This window comes from Variovorax sp. 38R (assembly GCF_014843395.1).
GTDB lineage: Bacteria > Pseudomonadota > Gammaproteobacteria > Burkholderiales > Burkholderiaceae_C > Variovorax > Variovorax paradoxus_H.
This window is the reverse complement of the sequence record NZ_CP062121.1, coordinates 903,868-919,577: the sequence shown is the minus strand read 5'-3', so window position 1 is coordinate 919,577 and position 15,710 is coordinate 903,868. Positions and strand designations below refer to the sequence as shown.

Sequence of the window (15,710 nt, the reverse complement as noted above, 5' to 3'; positions counted from 1 at the left end):
CTGCGAAGTTCACTATCAAAAGAATAGCGACAGTCAACCCAAGGAGACACGAAGCATGATCGAGACCTTCCAACGCAGCCTGCCCAACGGCACCACCCTGAGCTGCCGCGCCGCGGGCAAGCCGGGCCAGCCGCTGATGGTGTTCCTGCACGGCTTTCCCGAGGCCGCGTTTATCTGGGACGAGCTGCTCGCCTACTTCTCGGACCCGGCCCACGGCGGCTACCGCTGCGTGGCACCCAACCTGCGCGGTTTCGAGAAGTCCAGCGCCCCCACGGAAGTGGCCGACTACAAGGCCCACCTGCTGATCCAGGACATCCAGCAGCTCGTCGCCACCGAGAGCGCCGACGGCACCATGGCCGCGCTGATCGCCCACGACTGGGGCGGCGCCTTCGCCTGGGGCTACGCCAATGCCTTCCCGCAGCAGGTCGGCAAGCTCGTCATCATCAATTCGCCGCACCCGGGCACCTTCACGCGCGAGCTGCGCAACAGCCCGGCGCAGCAGCAGGCCAGCGCCTACATGCATTTCCTGGCGCGCCCCGACGCCGAAGCCCTGCTCGCGGCCGACGACTTCAAGCGCATGTGGCCCTTCTTCCTGCTGATGAAGGCCGGCCCCGACGGCTTCGGCTGGCTCACCGAAGAGGTGAAGCAGCAGTACCGCGAAGTCTGGAGCGCGGGCCTCACCGGCGCCTGCAACCTGTACCGCGTGACGCCGATGAAGCCGCCGCTGCCGGGCCAGACCGTCGACAGCATTCCGGTGCTGCCGCGCGAACGCCTCACGGTGAACATGCCGACCTTCGTGTTCTGGGCGCTCGATGACGCGGCGCTGCTGCCGGGCCTGCTCGAAGGGCTGGAAGAGTACGTACCGAAGCTCGAGGTCAAGAAGGTGCCGAACGCCACCCACTGGATCGTGCACGAGCAGCCGCAGCTGGTCGCGCGCGAGATCGAAGGCTTTCTGGCCCGCAATCAGTAAATCGGCGGCTCGCCTTCCGGGCGGGTCTTAAAGCGCCGATGCACCCAGTAGTACTGGGACGGCATCGTGTCGATGTAGCCCTGCAGGCGCTCGTTCATGAGCGCCGTGTCGGCCTCGACGTCGTCGGTCGGGAAGTTCTGCCACGCCGACAGCACCTGGATCTCGTAGCCGCCGGGCGTGAGCTTCGCCACCACCGGCACCACCTTGGCCTTGCCCAGCCGCGCAAAGCGCGACAACGAGGGCACGGTGGCCGCCTGCACGCCGTAGAACGGCACGAAGATGGTCTGGTCGCGCCCGAAGTCCATGTCGGGCAGCAGGTACAGCAGGCCGCCCTTGCGCAGCCCCGAGAGGATGGGCTTGATGCCGTCGACCCGGTTGAGCGCCGCCACGTCGCCGAAGCGGGTGCGGCCTTCGCGGATCCAGGCGTCGACCATCGGGTCGCGCTGGGTCGTGTAGATCGTGGCCGACGGGCGCGCCGTGTGCATGGTGAGCGCGGTGGCCGCGGCATCGAGCCCGTAGAAGTGCGGCGCAAACAGGATCATCGGCGCGTCGCCCTCGGCGATCTCGCGGATCTCCGAGGCAGAACCGACGATCTTCAGCCGGCTCTTCACCACCTGTTCGGGTGCATGCCAGAGCCAGCTGCGGTCCAGCCACGACTGCGCGACGAAGACGAAGGTCTCGCGCGCGATGGCGCGGCGCTCGGCCTCCGATTTTTCGGGGAAGCACAGGGCCAGGTTCCGGTCGACCACGCGCCGCCGCGGCACGGCGATGGTGTGCAGCGCGCGGCCAAGAACCTTGCTGAAGCCGCGCACGAGCGGCAGGGGCAGCGGTGCCAGCACCCGCATGAAGCCGATACCGAGTCGGGAGCTGAGGCTCATGGCGCCGCCCCTCCGGCCGCAGCCACCACGGCGGGTTCGCCGCGCGGCTCCTTGTAGCGCGCGTAGTCCCAGACGTACTGGCCGGGCAGGCTGTGGATCAGGCGGCCGATGCCGTCGTTCATGGCAGCAGCGGCGTCTTCGATCGAGGCCTTGGGGTCGGTGAGCGCGGTGCCGACGATCGGCTCGAAGCGGATCACGTAGCCCGCGCCGCGCGGCAGGCGCTCGCACACGCTGAGAAAGCAGGCGGCGCCGGTCTGTTGGGCCAAACGGGGAAGCAGGGTCATGGTGTACGCGGGCCGGCCGAGGAAAGGCGCCCACACGCCCTGCCCCATCGGCGGCACCTGGTCGGGCAGGATGCCGGTGTAGCCGCCGCTGCGCAGCGTCCGGATCAGGCCGCGCACGCCGGTGTTGTTGGTCGGCAGGGTCTGCAGGCCGGGCCGGTCGCGCGAGCCCGCGGCGATCAGGTCGGCCATCCACTTTTTGCGCGCCGGACGGAACAGCGCGGTGATCGGACCGAAGTCGGCGAGAAAGCGCTCGCCGATGGCCTGGCCGCACATTTCCCAGCTGCCCAGGTGCGGCGCCACGAGGATCACGCCCTTCTTCGCGCGCATGGCGGCTTCGAAGGCCTCGACGCCTTCCCAGCGCACCACGCGCGTCAGCACGCTCTCGCCCTGCGGGCGCAGCCACAGCCAGGGCAGTTCGGAGGCCATGTGGCCGGCGGCGGCAATCGCGGGACGGTACTGCGCAGCCGAGAAGCCGGCGCTCTCGGCGTTGGCCTTGAAGCGGCGGCGGTAGTCCGGCGCGCACCACCAGACCAGCCATCCCAGCAAGGCGCCGAGCCGATGCATCAACGGCATCGGCACGCGGGCAAGCAGGCGGAACAGGGTGATCATTGAACGGGGAGGGGGAGAGAGTCAGGGAGCGTCAAAAGGCGGACGCGCGCGCATGGTATTGCGCGGCTCGAATAGAATGCAAATTGTCGCCGAGTTACGGAACAACTTGCAGGGCGACACCCACAAGCGCGAATGCGGTTGTGTCCCGTCGATTCTTCGACATCTGCTAAAGCGTTCGCCAGGGCTCCGCAGAGTTGGCAACGCGCCAATTGCAACTTCAAGGAGTGACTACAGTGGCGAACGACTTTCTCTTTACCTCCGAATCGGTCTCCGAAGGCCATCCCGACAAGGTCGCGGACCAGATCTCGGACGCGATCCTCGACGCGATCTTCGAACAAGACCCCCGCAGCCGCGTGGCAGCCGAAACGCTGACCAACACGGGCCTCGTGGTGCTCGCCGGTGAGATCACGACCAACGCGCACGTCGACTACATCCAGGTCGCGCGCGACACCATCAAGCGCATCGGCTACGACAACACCGAGTACGGCATCGACTACAAGGGCTGCGCGGTGATGGTCTGCTACGACAAGCAGTCCAACGACATCGCCCAGGGCGTGGACCATGCGTCCGACGACCACCTCAACACCGGCGCCGGCGACCAAGGCCTGATGTTCGGCTACGCCTGCGACGAGACGCCCGAGCTGATGCCCGCGCCGATCTACTACGCGCACCGCCTCGTGGAGCGCCAGGCCCAGCTGCGCAAGGACGGCCGACTGCCCTTCCTGCGCCCCGACGCCAAGAGCCAGGTCACGATGCGCTACGTGGACGGCAAGCCGCACAGCATCGACACCGTGGTGCTCTCGACGCAGCACAGTCCCGACCAGAGCGAAACCTCGACCAAGATGAAGGCCTCGTTCAACGAAGCCATCATCGAAGAGATCATCAAGCCCGTGCTGCCCAAGGAATGGCTGCAGAACACGCGCTACCTGATCAACCCGACCGGCCGCTTCGTCATCGGCGGCCCGCAGGGCGACTGCGGCCTCACCGGCCGCAAGATCATCGTCGACACCTACGGCGGCGCCTGCCCGCACGGCGGCGGCGCGTTCTCCGGCAAGGACCCGTCGAAGGTCGACCGCTCGGCCGCCTACGCCGCGCGCTACGTGGCCAAGAACATCGTGGCCGCCGGCCTGGCGCGCCAGTGCCAGATCCAGGTCGCTTACGCGATCGGCGTGGCCCAGCCGATGAACATCACGGTCTACACCGAAGGCACCGGCGTGATCCCCGACGAGAAGATCGCCGAACTCGTGCGCGAGCACTTCGACCTGCGTCCGAAGGGCATCATCCAGATGCTCGACCTGCTGCGCCCGATCTACCAGAAGACCGCCGCCTATGGCCACTTCGGCCGTGAAGAGCCCGAGTTCACCTGGGAAGCCACGACGCAAGCCGCTGCACTGCGCGCTGCGGCCGGCCTCAACTAAGCCCACGCGAACGCCTGACGCCAAAAGGCCCGCCGTCCCCTCGGGGCGGCGGGCCTTTTCTTTTCATTGCGCGTTCAGAAGCGGTACGCGCCGCTCAGGCCCAGCGTCCAGTTGCGGCCCGGCGCGGGCTCGTAGAAGCGCGCATTGCCTTCGTTGACGATGACCGAGCCCATGTAGCGCCGGTCGAACAGGTTGTCGACGCGCGCGAAGGCGTTGAAGTCCCAGCGTTCCCACTTCTTCAGGTAGCCGGCGTACAGCGCCGCCACGGCGTAGCCATGCGCGCTCGCGGTGTTCAGGTCGTTGGCCTGGATGCGGCTCAGCGCGCGCATCTCGACACCCGCGCGCCAGCCCTCGGGCGGCACCCAGCCGAGCGAGGCGAACAGCGACTGCCGCGCGATGCCCGGGATGCGGTTGCCCGCGTTCACCGCATTGCTGCCCGCGCAAGGCGACGGCGAGCAGAAGGCATCGCGGTACGTCGCGTCCAGCCAGGTGTAGGCGACCTGCGTGCGCCAGTGGTTGGCCGTCTCGTGCTGCCACCCCAGTTCGAAACCGTTGCGCCGCGTGCGCCCCGCGTTCTGGAACGTGGCGCGGCCGCCGCTGTTGGTGGCCGTCACGATCTCGTCGCGCGTGCGCGTGTGGAACAGCGCCGCCGTCAGCAGACCGCCGCCCAGCCGCGCCTTCGCGCCCACCTCGAGGCTGTCGTTCACCGAAGGCCGCAGCCCGAAGTTGAGCCCGCTGGCACCGCCCGGGCGGTACGACAGCTCGTTGAGCGTCGGTGTCTCGAAGCCCCGGCCCACCGAGCCATACACCGCAAGATCGGGCGTGGCCTGGTAGCGCAGCGACGCCACGGGCAAGGTCTTGCTGTAGCTCGCGCTGCCGCTGTCGTCGCGGTTGGCACCACCGATGTAGAGGTCGTGCGAATCGAAGTGCACGCGGCTGCGGCGCACGCCGGCCTCGAGCGTCCAGCGTTCGGCAAAACGCCAGGCCGCCTGCGCATACGGGTCAAGATTCCAGACCTCGTTGCGCTCGTTGCGACGCAAGCGCCCCTGCACGCCCAGCACAGGCATCGCCGCGGAGCCCTGGTAGTTCTCGTAGCCGCGGCGGCGCTCGCGCAGGCTGTCGTAGCCCAGGCCCGCCACGAGGTCGAAGGGCCGGTCGGCCAGTTGCAGCGCGGCGGTCCAGCGCAGGTCGACGCCGCCGTACTGGCGCGTGAGGTCGATCACGCCACCCGCATGCAGCGGGCTCTGCTGCGCGGACGGCGGAATCGACTGGAACTGCACGGTCTTGCGCTCGCCGCCATAAACCATGAACTGCAGCGCCTGCTCGGCATTGAGGCGACGCTCGTAGCGCAGGCCGACCTGGGTCTGCTCGACCGTCTTGCGCGTGTCGTACTGCAGCGCGAGCGGCGCCTTGCGCGGTGCCTGCGCGACCTGCTCGGCCGTCAGGCCCAGCGGGTCTTGCGCCTCGATGCGCACGCTGTTGAACACCAGCGTCAACTTGTCGCCGTTGTCGAGCGCGACGCCCAGCTTGCCGTTCGCGATGTTGCGCCGCGCGGCGCTCTGCTCGCGCCAGCCGTCGGTGCGAAAGTGGCTCGCGCCGAGCAGGTAGTCGACCGCGCCCTGCGCGCCACTGAGCTGCAGCGACTGGCGCCAGCTGCCGAAGCTGCCGCCTGCAAGCGAATAGGACAAGCGCGGCGCGCCCTCCCCCGAGGCCGTGAACGCCTGCACCACGCCGCCCGATGAATTGCCGTACAGCGCCGAGAACGGCCCGCGCAGCACCTCGACGCGGTCGACCGAGCCGATGTCGATGTTCGAGGTCTGCCCCTGCCCGTCGGGCAAGGTGGCCGGAATGCCGTCGACGTACAGGCGCACGCCGCGCACGCCGAAGGTCGAGCGCGCGCCGAAGCCACGCACCGACAGCTGCAGGTCCTGCGCGTAGTTCATGCGGTTCTGCACCTGCAGGCCAGGCACGGCGCCGAGGCTTTCGGACAGATTGACCTGCATCCGGCTGTCGCGCATCTCGTCGCCGTCGACGCGATCGACCGAGCCGGGCACGAGGAAAGGAGACAGCGTGCCGCGCGGCGTGGAGACGGTGACATCGCGCAGCGTGCCGGCCGGCGACGCTGCGGGTTGCTGGCCGTGCACGGCCAGCGGAGCGCCCAGGATCAGCAGGCGAAGCGGGTAAGAGAGTGCGGCATTCATCGGCACCGATTCTGCGTCGGTGCCCTGCCCCTTCCGCCTAGCGCGAACCCGTGCGCGGCGACCGGCGCCAGCCGTACCAGGCGCACACCAGCACCGGAATGCCCAGGCCCACCCAGGCCACCATGTCGCCGAAGCCGCCGTCGCTGAACAGCGCGGTGATGAGGCCGATGGTGATCAGCACGCCCAGCACGATCGGCCAACCCCACATGCGCCAGAAGGACTGGTGCGGTGCCTTGTGGTGCGTCGTCATGCCTGCACCTTCATGGCCGGTGCCGGGTCGGGCTGCGGGCCCGAGGCCGAGGGCGGCGCGCGCTCCGTGGCCGGCGCCGCCGTGGTGGCCGCGCGGGCCGGCACGGTGTTGCCGCGCTTGAGCCACAGGTACAGCCCGCTGCCCAGCACGATGATGGTCGCGATGTCGAGCAGCGCCCACAGGATCTGCATCGGCATGCCGCCGTAGTCGCCGAAGTGCAGCGGCTGCGACACCAAAAGGCCCGTGAGGTACCACGGCATCTTCGGCGCCGCCGTGACCTGTGCCGTCTTGGCATCGACCAGCACCGGCTGCAGCAGCTTCGAGGTGAAGGGCTCGTTGCCGCGCAGGAAAAAGGTCGTGTGGTGCGGGCTCGAGAACGAGGTGCCCGGGAACGCGATGAACGACAGCTTCATGTCCGGCGCCTTCTGCATGGCGCCTTCCATCGAGCGCTGCAGCGAGCCGCGCTCGGCCACCGGCACCACGGGCTCGTTCTTGTAGGGCGCGAGCAGCGTGCTCAGCTGGTCGTACTGCCAGTACTTGATGATCAGGTCGGCCCACGTGTTGATCATGCCGGTGGAGCCCACCACGAACAGCCACACCAGCGTGACGATGCCCAGCAGGTTGTGCAGGTCGAGCCACTTCAGGCGCGGGCGCTTCTCGCGCCGCACGGTGCCGAAGTCGAGCTTGCGCATGAACGGCGAATACAGCACCACGCCCGAAACGATGGCCACCAGCAGCAGCAGGCCCATGAAGCCCAGGAACAGCTTGCCCGGCAGCCCGGCGAACAGGTCGACGTGCAGCTTGAACATGATGTACATGAAGCCCTGGCTGAACTCCGGCTGCGCCAGCACGACGCCGGTGCGCGCATCGACCGCCACCGACTTGAAGTCTTCGGTGGGTTCGGGCGTGGGCGTGAGCGTGACGAACCACAGGCCGTCGTCGTCCTCAGGCTGTGAGACGAACTGCACCACGCGGTCGGGGTGCTTGGCGCGGCCGATCTCGACCACCTTGTCCAGGCTGATGCGCGGCGTGTTGGCCGGCATCTTCGGTGCATCGACCTCGGTGCCCAGCAGGTGGCCGATCTCGTGGTGGAAGATCAGCGGCAGGCCGGTGATGCACAGCAGCAGCATGAACACCGTGCAGACGAGGCTGCTCCACTTGTGGACCCAGGCCCAGGTCTTGATCTTTCGGCTGTCCATGTCGTCGTGCGTCGTTGGGTGGAAAAAGGCTAGAAGCGGTACGTGGCGCTCGCCACGATGTTGCGTCGTGCACCGTACCAGCAGTCACCGCGCGAGAGGCAGGTGCTGAAGTACACCTTGTCCGTCACGTTGTTGATGTTGAGCGCATAGCGCCACTGGGCCGTATCGTAAGCAAACACCAGGTCGGCCAATGCAACGCCCGGAATGCGCGGGCCGGTGCCGAACTGGGTGTCGCGGAACGAGCTCATCACGCGCACGCCGGCGCCGGCCGAGAAGCCGCTCATGCCGGCCACCGAGAACTTGTACTTCGCCCAGAAGCTGGCCTGGTGCTTGGGCAGGCCTTCGATCTGCGCGTCGGCGTCGGTGTAGTTGTAGTGAGCGATCAGGTCGAGGTTGGCGCCCACCGAGCCCTTGGCTTCCAGCTCCACGCCCTTGGTCTTGGTCAGGCCGCGCTGCGAGAACACCTTCGGCTGCTCTTCGACGATCTGGTTCTTCTCGCGCAGGTCGTACACCGCGGCGCTGAAGGCCAGGGCGCGGTCCTTGGGCTCGTACTTCACGCCCGCTTCCCACTGCTCCCCGCGCAGCGGCGAGAAGATGCGGCCTTCGCGCGGCGACTGCGGCGTGAACGACTCGCTGTAGCTCAGGTACGGCGACCAGCCCGACGGATGGGCGTACATCACGCCCAGGCGCTTGGTGGTGGCGCTGCTCTTTTGCTCGTCGCTGCCGACGGCGCTGGACACAGCGCGGTCACGGCGCAGGCCGGCCACGAAGATCCAGTTGTCGAGCTTGATCTGGTCCTGCAGGTACAGGCCGGTCTGGCGCTGGCGGGTGCGCGGACGCGCCACGCGCTCGGGCTCGTCGAGGTGCCCGTACACCGGCGCATAGATGTCGATGGTGTCGGCCGTGGTGCCGCCCCAGACGTTCTCGCGCTGGCGCGCGTAGTCTGCACCGATCAACAACGTGTGCTTGAGCGCGCCGGTCTGGAAGTGACCTTCGACGTGGTTGTCCAGCGTCTGCGTGCGGTTGCGGGTCAGCTGGCTGTCGTAGTAACGGCCCAGCACGCGCTTGAAGATCGGGTCGGTCGACCAGCTGTCGAAGCCGCTGAACGCGCCGCCGTAGTGGTAGCGGTTGTCGTTTTCGTTCTTCGCGTAGCGGAAGTTCTGGCGCACGGTCCAGTTGTCGTTGAACTTGTGCTCGAACTGCCAGCCGAAGGTCTGGCGCTCGCTGTTGTAGTAGTCGCTGGGCTCGCCGATGAAGCGGCTGGCCGGCACGCGGCCGAACGGCGCCGGCAGCAAGGTGCCTTCCCACGGCAGGAACTGCGAGCTGCTGCCGCTCTTGTCTTTTTGCCACAGGCCTTGCAGCGTCAGCGAGGTCGCCGCGTTGGGTCGCCAGGTGAGCGACGGCGCGATCACGCTGCGATCGTCGGGCACGAAGTCGACCTGCGAATCCGACTTGCGCTGCAGCGCGATCAACCGGTACGACAGCGAACCGTCGGCGTTCAGCGGACCGGTGAGGTCGGCATGCAGCTGCTTGCGGCCGAAGCTGCCGAACTGCACGCCCACCTCGCGCTGGGCCTCCTGCAGCGGTCGCTTGCTGACCATGTTGACCACGCCCGCTGCGGTGCCCGCGCCGAACAGCATGCCCGAGGGGCCGCGCAGCACTTCGAGGCGCTCCAGCGTGTAGGGCTCGGTGCGCGTCGTGCTGGTGTAGTAGCCGTAGGCCTGGCGCAGGCCATCAAGGTAGATGTCGGGGTAGGCGCCGCGCACGCGGATCGAGTCGGTCCGCGAATCGACACCGTAGGCGTCGGAGCGCACGCCCGCCGCGTAGTTGAGCGCGTCCTGCAGGTTGTTGGCGCCCTGGTCGACCATCTGGTCGCGCGTGATCACGGTGACGGACTGCGGCGTCTCCGACAGCGGCGTGTCAGTCTTGGTGGCGGTGACGGCGTTCTTCGCGCGGTAACCGATCACAGGCGATGTGGCGGTTTCGGCTTCGGCGTTCGCATCGACGCGCACTTCGGGGAGCGACCCCGTGCCGCTCGTTTGCGCCAGAACGTGCTGCTGCGCGTAGATCGCCAGACAGCCCACCAGCACCGAAGCGGCCTTGCGCCGCGCCAAGATTCTTGCCATGTTTTTATCGCTCAGTGAACACTATTGATAACAATTCGCATTCTATTGTCAAGAAAGTCGCGGTCCACGGGTTTTCCAGCAGCAGGGCGCGAGGTGTTGCAAAAGTGCCGCGATCGGCCGCGCCAGCCGGGCTACGATCCCGCCCGCACGCCGTTTGCGTGCGCTGACAGGCCCCATGCTCAAGCTCCTCGCCTTGTTGTTTCCTGCGCTGCGCGGCCCGGCGCTGGTGCTGGTCGTGCTGGTGCTGACCGGCTGCGCCGGCCTGCCGCCACGCCTGCCCGATGCACCACCGGCAGTGGCGATTCCCGCCTCGTCCGCCACCCTGCTCGGCCGCGCCGCCGCCAGTCTCGATTCACCGCCCGACGGGCTCTCGAGCATGCGACCGCTCATCGAGGCCTCGTTCGCGCTCGACGCGCGGCTGGAGCTCATTCGGCGCGCCCAGTCTTCGCTCGACGTGCAGACCTACCAGCTCGGCAACGACAAAACCGGCCGCCTGCTGCTGCGCGAACTGCGCGACGCCGCCCGGCGCGGCGTGCGCGTGCGCCTGCTGCTCGACGACTTCTATACCGCGGGCATGGACCGCCTGCTGCTCGGACTGGCCGCCGAGCCGAACGCGCAGGTGCGGCTGTTCAACCCCTTCGTGAATGCGCGCGACCATTCGTCGATGCGCTGGCTGGAGTTCTTCGGCGATTTCCGGCGGCTCAACCACCGCATGCACAACAAGCTCTTCATCGCCGACGGCGCGATGGCCATCGCGGGCGGACGCAACCTCGCGGACGAGTACTTCCTGCGCAGCGAGAGCGCCAACTTCATCGACTTCGAGCTGTTGCTGGCCGGCCCCGTGGTGGCGCAGTCGGCCGGGATCTTCGACACCTACTGGAACAGCGACGTGGTCTACCCGCTGCAGCGCATGGCCGGCACCACGCTCACGCCCGACGAACTCAAGGCCGCCTTCGACACCGCGACCTCGCCGGCCTTCGCGCCGCTGCCTGACCCGCTGGCCGCCACCGACCTGCTGGGCGACCTGCCGCTGGGCGCGCAGCTCGCGAACATCGGCGAGACGCGCTGGATCCGCGCCGAGGCCGCCGCCACCGCCGACAGCCCCAACAAGGCCCTCGGCAAGATGGCCCAGCCGCAGGAATCGCTGGCGCAGCGCTTCCACGAAATGCTGGGCGCCGCGAAGTCGAACGTGGTGGTGATCTCGCCCTACTTCATTCCCGGTGACGAGGGCATGGAGCGCATCCGCATGGGCCGCGACCACGGCCTGAGCATCACCGTGGTCACCAACTCGCTGGCCGACAGCGACGAGCCGCTGGTCAACATCAACTACAACCGCTACCGCGTCGACATGCTCAAGCTGGGCGTGAACCTGTACGAGGTGAGCACGCAGCAGCTCAAGCGCAGCGGCCAGTTCCGCAGCCTGCTCAAGAAGGCGCGCGGGCGCCTGCATGCCAAGCTGGCGCTGGTCGATCGCCAGTGGGTGCTGCTCGGCTCGATGAACCTCGACCCGCGCTCGGCCCTGCTCAACACCGAGTTCGGCGTGCGCGTGCGCAGCTTCGAGCTCACGCAGGCGCTGCTCTTTGCCTACCAGCTGGACGACATGGAAGGCGTGTACCGCGTCGTGCTCAAGCCCGACGGCCAGAACGTGCAGTGGATCGGCACCGGCGACGTGCACAACGAGGTGCTCGACAGCGAGCCCGACTCCAGCATGCTCACGCGACTGCAGCTGCTGCTGTTCTCGTGGTTCGTGCCGACCGACCAGTTGTGAGCGGGCGGCTGCGCGTCGCATCGCCGCCACAGAGGGCGGGCGCGTCGCAGCCGGCTCTCTAAAATCCAGCCCGCCGCGCCCAGCGGCCGTCACCACGGGTGCCGCCAGCGGAGCTTCCGCCCGAGCGGCCCTCGCCTCACCCAGATTTTTTCAAGGCAAGGCACGACATCGCCCTTCGTCCCGCCGACGAAGGCCGTGCCGTGCGCGTGCGCGGCCGCCGTGCGCTTAACGCCCTTCAAAAAAACTGGACAACATGAAGCCCTCTTTCCGTACCGCCCCCACGTCGCGCCCGCTGTGGCGTCTTTCCCTGCTGGCCGGCGCCGCCCTCGCGTCGCTGAGCGGCACCGCACTGGCGCAGACCACCGCCTCGACCCTGAAGGAAGTGACCGTCAGCGCCGAGGACGACAAGGGTTACGCCCCCGCCGCCGCCAGCACCGCCACCAAGGGCAGCGCGCCGCTGCGCGACGTGCCGCAGGCCGTCAACGTGCTGCCCGAGCAGCTGCTGCGCGACCAGGGCGCCGTGTCGATGCAGGACGCCCTGCGCAACGTGCCGGGCGTGAGCTTCAACCACGGCGACGGCCAGCGCGACCAGGTCGTGATCCGCGGCTTCAGCGGCATCTCCGACTGGTTCGTCGATGGCGTGCGCGATGACGCGCTGTACTTCCGCGACCTCTCGGACACCGAGCGCATCGAGGTGCTCAAGGGCCCTGCCGCCGTGCTCTACGGCCGCGGCTCCTCGGGCGGCCTGATCAACCGCGTGACCAAGAAGCCCGTGTTCGAGCGCCGCTTCGGCGAGGTCTCGCTGGGCCTGGGCAGCAACCACTACACACGCAGCACGATCGACCTGAACACGCCCATCGGCGAGAACATGGCCTTCCGACTGAACGTGGCGGGCGAGAAGTCGGACAGCTACCGCGACCAGCAGTTCACCGACCGCTACAACATCGCGCCCTCGCTGGCGATCAAGTTCAGCCCGCAGACCGACCTGCTGCTGCAGTACACCAACCTGCGCGACCAGCGCCTCACCGACTTCGGTATTCCGGCGCTCAACGGCCGCCCGGTCGACGTGCCCATCGGCGCCTACTACGGCTCCGCGCACGGCAAGCGCGACGACACCGTGACCAGCAAGGTGCAGACCTTCACCGCCACGCTGAACCACCGCTTCAGCGACGCGCTGAGCCTGCGCAACACCACGCGCTACTCGAGCTACCACCTGGACCGCAACAACACACTGCCCAGCGGCACCACCGACCCGGTGCGCCTGACGGTGGGCCGCACGCGCGGCATCGTCGACCGCGACGAGAGCGGCTGGTTCAACCAGACCGACCTGACCTGGCGCAACGACATCGGTGGCTTCAAGCAGGAGTGGCTGGTGGGCGCCGAGTTCGGTGTACAGCGCAAGCGCCTGTTCAGCGTGTCGTCGGCCACGGGCTACGAGCGCGTGAGCCTGTTCAACCCGGTGGCCGACCCGCAGCCCATTCCGCTCGCGACCTACCTGGCCGACGGCGCGATCCCGAGCAACAGCGAGTTCAAGACCGCGGCCGTGTACTTCCAGGACCAGATCACGCTGGCGCCGCACTGGAAGGCGCTGATCGGCGGACGCTACGACGTGTTCAAGCAGGACACCAGCTTCGAGCGCAAGCTCGCGCCGCTGGCGCGCACCGACCGCAAGTTCAGCCCGCGCGCCGGCGTGGTGTGGCAGCCTGATGCGGTGCAGTCGTACTACGTGTCGTACAGCCGCTCGTTCCAGCCTTCGGGCGAGAACTTTGCGCTGTCGACCGGCAACATCGACAACGCACCCGAGATCACCGTCAACAAGGAAATCGGTGCCAAGTTCGACCTGCTCGACGGCGGCCTGAACCTCACGACCGCGCTGTTCAACCTGGAACGCTCGGGCATCAAGAACACCGACCCGAACAACCCACGCCGCCAGATCAACGTCGGCACGCAGCGCACCAACGGCCTGGAGCTCGCACTCAACGGCCGCCTGCCGGGCCGCTGGGACGTGAGCGCGGGCTATGCGTACCTCGACGCGAAGATGACCAAGTCGCTCGCCACCGTGAGCTCGCTGCAGCTGCCCGTGGGCGCCGCGATCCCGGTGCAGGGCAAGACCGCCGCGCTCACGCCGCGCCACTCGGCCTTCGTGTGGGCCATGAAGGACCTCGGCCACGGTTTCAGCGCCGGCGGCGGCCTGAACTACGTCAGCGCGCGCTATGCCTCGCTGAGCAACCTCGTCACGCTGCCCTCGTACCTGACCGCCGACCTCGCGGCCAACTACAAGACCGAGCGCTACGAGATCGCGCTGAACCTGAAGAACATCGCGAACCGCAAGTACTACGTCTCGGCCCACGGCAGCGTGGACAACCTGATCCTGCCGGGACCGGGGCGCGAGGTGCAGCTGACGCTGCGCGCGAAGTTCTAAAGACCCAAAGGCGTGCCCTCGGGCGGCCGTGCCCACACGCTGTCGGCCGGCCCCTGCGCCACGCGGCGTGCGGTGCGCCGTGCCATGCAGGCGAAGGCCGCCGCGCCCGCGAGTGCGACCGCTTCGACCCCGAGCGAATCCGCACGCAGCCACAGGCCCGACGCGGGCCAGGCCCAGCCCAGCAGACCGCTGACCGGAATCGCAAGCGTGGCCGCCACGCTGAACCAGAGCAGCTCGACCGCGCCACGTCCGGCGCCGCGCGCGAAGGCCCAGGCGACGCTGCCGAGGAACACCGCCGCGTAGACACCTTCGCGCCATCCGGCCGCTGCACCGGGCAGCCACTTCTCTGCAGCCACCGTCGCCGACAGGCCCGCCACGCACCCCAGCGCCACACCGACCGTGCCCGCCGCCATGCGCTCTGTCGCGCGCCGCTGCACCACCGGCCCATTGCCGCCGCGTGCGGCCTTGCGGCGCGACTCGATCCACAACAGGTTGCCCGAGTAGAAAAGGAACGCCCCCGCCAGACCGAGGAAGAAGTAGCCCCAGCGCACGGTCTCGCCACCGTAAGTGCCGAAGTGCAGCGCGAAGAAGGCCGACACCGATGCCATCCAGCCCGACTGCCGGCCGGCCAGGTATTCGGTGTGCAGCAGCCGCCCGTCGACCGCACTCACCAGCACGGGCGAACCCTGCGCCGTGCGCACCATGCAGCAGGGCATGTCGCCGGTGATCCAGGCTGCGGCGCCGGTCGTGCCCGCGCCGCGAAAGCGCAGCGTGTGCGGCGCGAAGCCGGGCACCTGTTCGCGCACGCGGGCATCGAGCGCCTGCAGCGGCAGCAACGCGGCGGGCGCGGGGTCGGGCCGCACGGCCGAGAACGGGCCGCTCTCCTTCCAGATGCGCTCGAAGCGCGGCTCGCCGTAGACCACGGCCTTCTGCGCGTCGTAGACCAGGTCGTGCAAGCCGAACACCATCGCGCTCAGCGCCATGACGAGGTGGAACGGCAGGCTGACGATGCCCACGACGTTGTGCGCGTCGAGCCACATGCGCTTGAGGTTGCGCCCGATGCGCAGCGCGAAGAAGTCTTTCACCAGCGTGGGCAGCAGCACGATCACGCCTGAGACGATGGCCAGCGCGTAGAGCGCGCTGACGAGCGCCATCACCAGCGTGCCGGTCTCCAGGTCGACCGGCAGGCCCGCCGTGCGATGGATGACGTCGATGAAGACGCCGAGCCCCGAGGGATCGGCCGGCGCGACCTGCAGCGTGCCGTCGGCGGCGAGCGTGGCCTTCCACTCGGTGGCCTGGCCGCGCGGCTTCCAGACGATGTGCGGCGCAATGGCGGCATCACCTAGGTACAGCGTGAAGTCGGCGCGCGCATCGGGCCGCGCGGTCATCGCCTGTGCGATGAGCGCGTCGGCCTGCGCGGGCGATGAGGCGACGCCCGCCACAGGCGGCGTGGCCCAGCGCGCGAGCGGCGCCTTGAACATCGTGAGCGCGCCGGCATAGAAGGCGATGAAGAGCGCCAGCCCGGCGACGATGCCGGTCCAGGTGTGGAGCGTCTTGTAGGTGCGAAGGGTGTCTGCGCGCATCG

Annotated in this window: 11 protein-coding genes; 4 read left to right on the top strand and 7 right to left on the bottom strand. The window is 68.4% G+C overall.

Features of this window, described 5'->3' with window-relative positions:
• Positions 1-55 precede the first annotated feature (55 nt).
• Positions 56-970, top strand: a complete 915-nt coding sequence (locus IG196_RS04065) for an alpha/beta fold hydrolase (protein WP_192195127.1) — start codon at positions 56-58, stop codon at positions 968-970.
• On the opposite strand, the gene IG196_RS04060 is transcribed toward IG196_RS04065, so the two are convergent.
• Both IG196_RS04060 and IG196_RS04055 read right to left on the bottom strand, forming a co-directional pair.
• The gene (locus IG196_RS04060; RefSeq protein WP_192195126.1) at positions 964-1,848 is read right to left on the bottom strand and encodes a lipid A biosynthesis acyltransferase; all 885 of its coding nucleotides are present in this window, start codon (positions 1,846-1,848) and stop codon (positions 964-966) included. The genes IG196_RS04065 and IG196_RS04060 overlap by 7 nt on opposite strands.
• On the bottom strand, positions 1,845-2,741 hold the full coding sequence (locus IG196_RS04055) for a lysophospholipid acyltransferase family protein (RefSeq protein WP_192195125.1): 897 nt from the start codon (positions 2,739-2,741) through the stop codon (positions 1,845-1,847). Before IG196_RS04055 ends, IG196_RS04060 begins: the two co-directional genes overlap by 4 nt.
• Positions 2,742-2,974: 233 nt before the next feature.
• On the opposite strand from IG196_RS04055, the gene metK reads away from it, so the two are divergent.
• Positions 2,975-4,159, top strand: coding sequence for a methionine adenosyltransferase (metK, locus tag IG196_RS04050; RefSeq protein ID WP_192195124.1), 1,185 nt, complete (start codon positions 2,975-2,977; stop codon positions 4,157-4,159).
• A 74-nt stretch (positions 4,160-4,233) separates the two neighbouring features.
• Here the strand turns inward: metK and IG196_RS04045 are convergent, their stop codons facing one another.
• From IG196_RS04045 to IG196_RS04030, 4 genes are read right to left on the bottom strand one after another with little or no spacing between them, the layout of a single operon-like run.
• Positions 4,234-6,360 (bottom strand): TonB-dependent receptor, encoded by a 2,127-nt coding sequence (locus tag IG196_RS04045; protein WP_192195123.1) that lies wholly within the window; start codon positions 6,358-6,360, stop codon positions 4,234-4,236.
• A gap of 37 nt (positions 6,361-6,397) precedes the next feature.
• On the bottom strand, positions 6,398-6,610 hold the full coding sequence (locus tag IG196_RS04040; RefSeq protein ID WP_192195122.1) for a hypothetical protein: 213 nt from the start codon (positions 6,608-6,610) through the stop codon (positions 6,398-6,400).
• A complete protein-coding gene (locus IG196_RS04035) occupies positions 6,607-7,809 on the bottom strand; it encodes a PepSY-associated TM helix domain-containing protein (protein ID WP_192195121.1) in 1,203 nt (400 codons plus the stop codon). The genes IG196_RS04040 and IG196_RS04035 overlap by 4 nt, the downstream gene beginning before the upstream one ends.
• Before the next feature lie 29 nt (positions 7,810-7,838).
• Complete coding sequence (locus tag IG196_RS04030) at positions 7,839-9,935, bottom strand: TonB-dependent siderophore receptor (RefSeq protein WP_192195120.1); 2,097 nt, start codon at positions 9,933-9,935, stop codon at positions 7,839-7,841.
• A gap of 175 nt (positions 9,936-10,110) precedes the next feature.
• On the opposite strand from IG196_RS04030, the gene IG196_RS04025 reads away from it, so the two are divergent.
• Both IG196_RS04025 and IG196_RS04020 read left to right on the top strand, forming a co-directional pair.
• Positions 10,111-11,703, top strand: a complete 1,593-nt coding sequence (locus tag IG196_RS04025) for a phospholipase D family protein (RefSeq protein ID WP_192195119.1) — start codon at positions 10,111-10,113, stop codon at positions 11,701-11,703.
• A 253-nt stretch (positions 11,704-11,956) separates the two neighbouring features.
• On the top strand, positions 11,957-14,125 hold the full coding sequence (locus IG196_RS04020; protein ID WP_225616920.1) for a TonB-dependent receptor: 2,169 nt from the start codon (positions 11,957-11,959) through the stop codon (positions 14,123-14,125).
• On the opposite strand, the gene IG196_RS04015 is transcribed toward IG196_RS04020, so the two are convergent.
• The gene (locus tag IG196_RS04015) at positions 14,122-15,708 is read right to left on the bottom strand and encodes a PepSY-associated TM helix domain-containing protein (protein WP_192195118.1); all 1,587 of its coding nucleotides are present in this window, start codon (positions 15,706-15,708) and stop codon (positions 14,122-14,124) included. The two genes, IG196_RS04020 and IG196_RS04015, sit on opposite strands and share 4 nt — an antisense overlap.
• Positions 15,709-15,710 lie beyond the last annotated feature (2 nt).

Bases quoted from the DNA above. Each gene is read 5' to 3' on its own strand.
- IG196_RS04065 (WP_192195127.1), top strand. From the start codon at position 56: ATGATCGAGACCTTCCAACGCAGCCTGCCCAACGGCACCACCCTGAGC.
- IG196_RS04060 (WP_192195126.1), bottom strand. From the start codon at position 1,848: ATGAGCCTCAGCTCCCGACTCGGTATCGGCTTCATGCGGGTGCTGGCA.
- IG196_RS04055 (WP_192195125.1), bottom strand. From the start codon at position 2,741: ATGATCACCCTGTTCCGCCTGCTTGCCCGCGTGCCGATGCCGTTGATG.
- IG196_RS04045 (WP_192195123.1), bottom strand. From the start codon at position 6,360: ATGAATGCCGCACTCTCTTACCCGCTTCGCCTGCTGATCCTGGGCGCT.
- IG196_RS04040 (WP_192195122.1), bottom strand. From the start codon at position 6,610: ATGACGACGCACCACAAGGCACCGCACCAGTCCTTCTGGCGCATGTGG.
- IG196_RS04035 (WP_192195121.1), bottom strand. From the start codon at position 7,809: ATGGACAGCCGAAAGATCAAGACCTGGGCCTGGGTCCACAAGTGGAGC.
- IG196_RS04030 (WP_192195120.1), bottom strand. From the start codon at position 9,935: ATGGCAAGAATCTTGGCGCGGCGCAAGGCCGCTTCGGTGCTGGTGGGC.
- IG196_RS04025 (WP_192195119.1), top strand. From the start codon at position 10,111: ATGCTCAAGCTCCTCGCCTTGTTGTTTCCTGCGCTGCGCGGCCCGGCG.
- IG196_RS04020 (WP_225616920.1), top strand. From the start codon at position 11,957: ATGAAGCCCTCTTTCCGTACCGCCCCCACGTCGCGCCCGCTGTGGCGT.
- IG196_RS04015 (WP_192195118.1), bottom strand. From the start codon at position 15,708: ATGCGCGCAGACACCCTTCGCACCTACAAGACGCTCCACACCTGGACC.